Genomic DNA, 6,629 nt, shown 5'->3' with positions numbered 1-6,629 from the left:
CAGCGTCGTCTTACCCGACGACTCCGGACCGTAGATCTCGATGATGCGGCCACGCGGGAGCCCGCCGATGCCGAGCGCGACGTCGAGGGCGATCGAACCGGTGGGGACGACCTCGACGGGAGCGCGCTCGTCGCTGCCGAGCCGCATCACCGAGCCCTTCCCGAACTGCCGGTCGATCTGTGCGAGGGCCGATTCGAGGGCCTTCTCGCGGTCTGCGGGTGAGGGCATGTCGTGCTCCTTAGTGCTGGCGTTCCGTCGCCTGTAGGCTGTCGCGCTCCACCCCGGTGGGATGGATGCTGCGACAAGGCGTGTGGTGTCGTTCGACGTGGATCACGTTAGGGGTGGGTTCCGACATCGGCCTTCGCCCGGCCCCGTCCCGTGGAAAACACGTCCTCGACACCTTCTGTGGAGGACACTACGCGGATCTCGAACAGATATTCGACGACACGCCGCTGCGTGGCGGGGATTGGGTGTCAGTTGCGACGCGGCTCCAGGCGCCCCACGCCGTACCGGCGGTCCGCCGGCACATCCAGCTCCTCGCACAGCGCCAGCCACACCTGGCGAGGATCGACGCCGGCGTCGATCGCCTCGGAGGCGGTGCGGCCGCCCACGCTCGAGAGCACCAGATCGGTCACCACCGTGCTCGCCCGCCCGCCGAACTCATCTCTGACGGCGCGCTGGAACTCGCTGCGGCGCATGAAGGACGCGCGTCAGCGCAGCGACAGCTCGGCGTCGACCGAGGCCACCAGATCGTCGGGCACCACGTCGGGGAACGTCTGCAGGCCCTCGAGCACTGAGATGCGGTCGCCGACCTCGCGCATGATGATCGAGATCGGGACGTCGAGTGCTTCGGCAACCGACGCGAGGATCTCGCTCGAGGCCTCCTTCTGGCCGCGCTCGACCTCGCTCAGATAGCCCAGAGCCACGCTCGCGCGGCTGGCCACCTGGCGGAGGGTGCGCCCCTTCTGCTGGCGGAAATCACGAAGCACTTCGCCGATCTCTTGACGTACCAGGATCATCAGGGCCCCTCCTCACTTCTGATTCCACCGTCGTCCGGGTGGCCAACAGTACAGCACCGGATGATGTCAATCTAATCCCGTGAACTGGGCAATGGGTGGGAATCACCGAATGTAACCCAGACGCAACATGGTCTGTTCCCTGCCGTCACGAAGAGCAGCGGATGCCTCACAGCACGTCGAGCGCCAGCTCGAGCACACCCGTCACCGATGCGGCGCGGATCTCGTCGCGCGTCCCCGACAGCTCCAGCTCGACCGTCACCGCCGTCTCGGGAGTCACCACCGCGACGTGGACGGTGCCCACGGGCTTGCCGTCCTGCGGGTCGGGTCCGGCCACGCCGGTGGTCGCGAGCCCGACGTCCGCACCGAGCACGCGGCGCACTCCCCCGGCCATCGCGAGAGCCACATCGGCGTCGACGGCGCCCCGCTCGGCGAGCAGGGCCTCGTCGACGCCGAGCACCCGCGCCTTGAGATCGGTCGCATAGGCGACGATTCCCCCGCGCACGTGCGCAGAGGCGCCCGGGATGTCGACGAGCGTCGCGGTGACGCGTCCGCCGGTCAGGGACTCGGCTACCGCGATCGACCAGGAACGGGCGTCGAGCGCCCGCAGGACCGCGGCAGCGGCATCCTCCGTCACGACGACGTCCGCTTCTCGCGCGCGGCCCGCACCTCACTCACGACGTAGTCGATGCCGCTCGCGATCGTCAGGACGACGGCGATCGTCATCGTCACGCCGTTGACCCAGAAGATCCATTCGCCGGCCAGCGTCCACAGCGGCAGGAGCGCGAGCGAGAGCGCCAGCGCCTGCGCGACCGTCTTGAGCTTGCCCATCCAGGCGGCGGCGAGCACGTGGTCGCTGACCACCAGGAACCGGTACACCGTGATGCCGATCTCGCGGATCAGGACGATGACCGTGACCCACCACGGCAGCTCGGCGAGGATCGACAGCCCGATGAACGCGAACCCCGTGAGCACCTTGTCGGCGATGGGGTCGAGGAGCTTCCCCAGATCGGTGACGATGTCGTGCTTGCGTGCGAGGTACCCGTCGATCCCGTCGGTCGCGATCGCGACGATGAACAGCGCCGCCGCCCACCAGCGCAGGGCGCCGTCGGCACCGGCGTCCGCCAACAGCAGCCACAGGAAGACCGGAGCGCACAGGATGCGCACGACCGTGATCGTGTTGGGCAGCTGCCGCGGGATCGCCATGCGCCGAGCCTAGCCGTCGCGGTGCGTCAGTCGCGGCCGGTGAGGCCCCACGCGTCCTCGGAGCCCTCGTCGCCGTCGACCACGGGGTAGCCGTCGAACTGCGACGCGACGGCATCCTGACCGTACTGATCGGGGGCCGAAGCGGCGGGCGCGGGCGCAGCGGCGGGCGCGTCCTCGCCGCGCAGGCGCGCGAGCACCGCGGGCAGCTGGTCGGGTGACACGAGGACGTCGCGGGCCTTGGATCCCTCGGACGGGCCGACGATCTCACGGGATTCGAGCAGGTCCATCAGACGCCCGGCCTTCGCGAAGCCGACGCGCAGCTTGCGCTGCAGCATCGACGTCGAGCCGAACTGCGTCGAGATGATCTGCTCGGCGGCCGCGAGTAGCAGGTCGAGGTCGTCACCGATGTCGGCGTCGATCTCCTTCTTCTCGGCCACCGCGGCAACGTCGGCGCGGTACTCCGGCCGTGCCTGCTGCGTGACGTGCTTGACGACCTGCTCGATCTCTTTCTCGCTGACCCATGCGCCCTGCACGCGGAGCGCCTTGGAGGCGCCCATCGGCAGGAAGAGGCCGTCGCCCTGGCCGATCAGGCGATCGGCGCCGGGCTGGTCGAGGATGACGCGGGAGTCCGTGACGCTCGTCACCGCGAAGGCGAGGCGCGACGGCACGTTGGCCTTGATGAGACCCGTCACGACGTCCACCGAGGGCCGCTGCGTGGCGAGCACGAGGTGGATGCCCGACGCGCGCGCGAGCTGGGTGATGCGCACGATCGAGTCCTCGACATCGCGCGGGGCGACCATCATGAGATCGGCGAGCTCGTCGACCACGACCAGCAGGTACGGATACGGCTTGAGGACGCGCTCGCTCCCCGGCGGCAGCGTGATCTCGCCGGCCACGACCGCCTTGTTGAAGTCGTCGATGTGGCGGAAGCCGAAGGACGCGAGGTCGTCGTACCGCATGTCCATCTCTTTCACGACCCACTGCAGCGCCTCGGCCGCCTTCTTGGGGTTCGTGATGATGGGCGTGATCAGGTGCGGCACGCCGGCGTACGAGGTCAGCTCCACGCGCTTGGGGTCGATCAGCACCATGCGCACGTCGGCGGGCTTCGCCCGCATCAGGAGGCTGGTGATCATCGAGTTCACGAAGCTCGACTTGCCCGAGCCGGTGGAGCCGGCCACGAGCAGGTGTGGCATCTTCGCCAGGTTGGCGACGACGTACCCGCCGCCGACGTCCTTGCCGACGCCGATGGTCATCGGGTGGGTCTGCGTGGTCGCGGTCTGCGAGCGCAGCACATCGCCCAGCGTGACGATCTCGCGGTCGGTGTTCGGGATCTCGACGCCGATCGCGCTCTTGCCCGGGATGGGCGCGAGGATCCGCACCTCGTTAGACGCGACGGCGTACGCGATGTTGTTGGTCAGCGCGGTGATGCGCTCGACCTTCACACCCGGTCCGAGCTCGATCTCGTACTGCGTGACCGTCGGGCCGCGCGAGAAGCCGGTCACGCGCGCGTCGACCGAGAACTGGTCGAGCACGCTCGTGATCGCGCGCACGGTGTCGTCGTTGGCCTGCGAGCGTGCGACGTGCGGCGAGCCCGCCGCGAGCGAGTTGACCGACGGCAGCCGGTACGGCGCGGCCGGCGCACCCGATTCGGGTGCCGTGCCGATGCCGTCGAGGCCCGGGAGCAGGCCGTCGTCCTCGATGACCTCGGCGTCATCGAGCAGCGACGTGCGCGAGGACGTCGCCGCCTTGGCAGCCGACAGCACGGCGGGGTCGATCACCTCGGTGAGCGCGTCCGTCGCGGGTGCCGGAGGCGGCGCCGTCGGCGGTACGATCGCCTGTTCGAAACCGCCCTGCGTCGACCCCAGCAGCTCCGTGAGGTCCTGCGATCCGAGTCCCTCCGCGGGGTCCTTCTCGCGCCCGGTTTTGTTGCGGCGCCAGAACGGCAGCGACGAGTCGCCCTCGTCGTCGCCCGTGGCGGCGGGTGCGGCATCCGCCGGCTTCTCTTCGCGCAGTTCGGCGCCGAACATCCACGCGTACAGCTCACCGAGGCGACGGCCGATGCGGTTGGGCGGGGTCTTCGTGATGATCAGGATGCTGAGCACCGCCAGCAGCGAGAGCGCGATGTACGCACCCACATCGGTGAGCACGAACGCGAGCGGTTCGCCGAGCATCCAGCCGAACAGCCCGCCGGCCTCGCTGAGCGCCGGGAGGCCCTCGCTCGGCTGCGGCCGCCCGCCTGCGACGTGGCAGAACCCGGCGATGGTGACGATGAGCAGGCCGAAGCCGATGCCGACGCGTCCGTTGTCATGGACCGACGACGGATGCCGGAACATCCAGCCCGCGAGCATCAGCAGCAGCACCGGCAGCACGAACGCCTCGCGGCCGATCAGACCGCCCACCGTGTAGGCGCTGATCGTCGTGGCGACCTCGTTGCCGATGAAGAACCACTCGTTGACCGCCCCGGCGATCGCCAGCAGCACGAGCAGGAACGGGAACCCGTCGCGACGCTGCTCCTTCTCGAGCGCTTCGGGACCGAAGGCCCGGAACAGCCCGCCGGTGGCATGCGCGAGGCCCATCCAGGCACGCGTGATGACGGGCGGCCGGTCCGGCTCGCCCACGTACCGCTTCGGCGCCGGGGCGGGCTTGGCCGCCGCCGGCTTCCGCGCGCTCGACGACGTCGTCGAGCGACCGCTCGACGACGTGTTCGAAGACGCGCGCGACACCTTGGTCGGGCTGCTGCTCCTGGCCATCCCTCCACGGTAGGCGGGAGGGCCGACATTTCCGCGGAACCACGCCGCTGGGGCCCTATCGCAGGCGCTTGACCATGGTGTCGCGCCCGACGCCGCTGCGCACGACGGCGAAGCCCTCGCTGCGGTACAGCGTCGTCGCGAAGTTGCCGCGCTCGACGCTCAGGCTCAGGCGGGCGAAGCCGTCGGCGCGCGCCTTGTCGCACAGCCGCTGCAGCAGCGCCCGACCCACCCCGTGGGCCCGCCACACCGGCCGTACGCCGATGATCAGCTCGGGCACACCGGTGCCGACGTACCCGAATCCGGGATCGGTGCGGGGCAGCATCCGGTACCACGCCGCGCCGACCGGACCTCCTGCGGCGTCCTCGGCGACGAAGCCCGCATCGCCCGGCCTCATCCACCCGGCGACGTAGCGCCGATGGTCGTCGCCGGCGATGATCTCGTGCCGCGGACGGCCCGTGCCCTGACGCCAGTTCGCCGCCTCGACGACCATGTCGCCGAGGAAGGACCCGTCGGCGGGCACGGCGGGGCGGATGCGGAACGAGGAGACCACGCGCCGATGGTACGGCGCGTGTGTTTCAACGGTGTGTCGGCGACGGCCGGCCTCCCGCCCGGCGACCGGCGTACCGCGCGGACACGCGGCAGGAGCCGGCGTCCGGGTCAGGCTTCGATGACCAGCGGAACGATCATCGGGCGCCGGCGCAGCGACTGGTTGACCCAGCGGCCGATCGTGCGGCGGACGACCTGTGACAGCGCGTGCGAATCGCGGACGCCGGACTGGGCCGCCTCGGCGAGCGCGGCGGCGATCTTCGGTTTGACGTCCTCGAACACGGAGTCGTCCTCGGCGAAGCCGCGGGCGTGCACCTCGGGGCCGGAGATCACCTTGCCGGTCGTCGCGTCGACGACGACGATGACCGAGATGAAGCCCTCTTCGCCGAGGATCCGTCGATCCTTGAGGTCGGCGTCGGTGATCTCGCCGACGGTCGACCCGTCGACGTACACGAACCCGAGGTCGAGCTGGCCGACCGCCTCGGCGACCCCGTCGCGCAGGTCGATGACGGTGCCGTTCTCGGCGAGCAGCGTGCGCTCCTCGGGGATGCCGGTGTCCTGGGCGAGGCGGGCGTTGGCCATCAGGTGCCGGTACTCGCCGTGGACCGGCAGCACGTTGCGCGGCTTGAGGATGTTGTAGCAGTACAGCAGCTCGCCCGCCGCGGCGTGACCCGACACGTGCACCTTGGCGTTGCCCTTGTGCACGACGTTCGCGCCGAGCTTGGTGAGCCCGTCGATCACGCGGTAGACCGCGTTCTCGTTGCCGGGGATGAGGCTGGACGCCAGGATCACCGTGTCGCCGGGGCCGGGCTCGATCGCGTGGTCGAGGTTGGCCATGCGGCTGAGCACCGCCATCGGCTCGCCCTGCGAGCCGGTCGACATGTAGACGATCTGGTCGTCGGGCAGGTCGCGCGCCTTCTTGTAGTCGATGAGCACGCCGTCCGGCACCTTGAGGTAGCCGAGGTCCTCGGCGATCGTCATGTTGCGGACCATGCTGCGGCCGAGGAACGCGACCCGACGGCCGTGGGCGGCGGCGGCATCCAGCACCTGCTGAACGCGGTGGACGTGACTGGAGAAGCTCGCGACGACGACACGACGGGGCGCCTTGCCG

General features: G+C 70.0%; 8 protein-coding genes and 1 pseudogene. 1 reads left to right on the top strand and 8 read right to left on the bottom strand.

What is annotated here, in order from left to right:
* The 6 genes and pseudogenes from ACTHNQ_RS10850 to ACTHNQ_RS10825 form a co-directional block, all read right to left on the bottom strand.
* Positions 1-228, bottom strand: a pseudogene (locus tag ACTHNQ_RS10850) (recombinase RecA); the annotation flags it as partial.
* A 245-nt stretch (positions 229-473) separates the two neighbouring features.
* Positions 474-698, bottom strand: a complete 225-nt coding sequence (locus ACTHNQ_RS10845; protein ID WP_440333380.1) for a DUF3046 domain-containing protein — start codon at positions 696-698, stop codon at positions 474-476.
* 12 nt (positions 699-710) lie between these two features.
* Positions 711-1,019, bottom strand: coding sequence for a helix-turn-helix domain-containing protein (locus ACTHNQ_RS10840; RefSeq protein ID WP_018172206.1), 309 nt, complete (start codon positions 1,017-1,019; stop codon positions 711-713).
* Positions 1,020-1,185: 166 nt separating this feature from the next.
* Positions 1,186-1,653: a CinA family protein gene (locus tag ACTHNQ_RS10835; protein WP_440333379.1), complete on the bottom strand. Its 468-nt coding sequence runs from the start codon at positions 1,651-1,653 to the stop codon at positions 1,186-1,188.
* Entirely contained in the window at positions 1,650-2,222 is a 573-nt protein-coding gene (pgsA, locus tag ACTHNQ_RS10830; protein ID WP_440333378.1) for a CDP-diacylglycerol--glycerol-3-phosphate 3-phosphatidyltransferase, read from the bottom strand. Before pgsA ends, ACTHNQ_RS10835 begins: the two co-directional genes overlap by 4 nt.
* A 26-nt stretch (positions 2,223-2,248) precedes the next feature.
* Entirely contained in the window at positions 2,249-4,798 is a 2,550-nt protein-coding gene (locus ACTHNQ_RS10825) for a DNA translocase FtsK 4TM domain-containing protein (protein ID WP_440333377.1), read from the bottom strand.
* Between the two features lie 13 nt (positions 4,799-4,811).
* Between ACTHNQ_RS10825 and ACTHNQ_RS10820 the strand changes: the two genes are divergently transcribed.
* Positions 4,812-4,985 carry a hypothetical protein gene (locus ACTHNQ_RS10820; RefSeq protein ID WP_440333376.1) on the top strand — a complete coding sequence of 58 codons (174 nt, stop codon included), beginning with the start codon at positions 4,812-4,814 and terminating at the stop codon, positions 4,983-4,985.
* Between the two features lie 42 nt (positions 4,986-5,027).
* Here ACTHNQ_RS10820 and ACTHNQ_RS10815 read toward each other — a convergent pair whose 3' ends face one another.
* Both ACTHNQ_RS10815 and ACTHNQ_RS10810 read right to left on the bottom strand, forming a co-directional pair.
* Positions 5,028-5,522 carry an N-acetyltransferase family protein gene (locus ACTHNQ_RS10815; RefSeq protein ID WP_440333375.1) on the bottom strand — a complete coding sequence of 165 codons (495 nt, stop codon included), beginning with the start codon at positions 5,520-5,522 and terminating at the stop codon, positions 5,028-5,030.
* Between the two features lie 107 nt (positions 5,523-5,629).
* On the bottom strand, positions 5,630-6,629 hold a 1,000-nt coding region (locus ACTHNQ_RS10810), incomplete at its 5' end, for a ribonuclease J (protein ID WP_440333374.1).

Origin of the sequence: Microbacterium sp., assembly GCF_051953575.1 — a bacterium.
In the GTDB taxonomy this organism is placed as follows: Bacteria; Actinomycetota; Actinomycetes; order Actinomycetales; family Microbacteriaceae; genus Microbacterium.
This window is presented reverse-complemented; position numbering and strand designations above follow the sequence as displayed.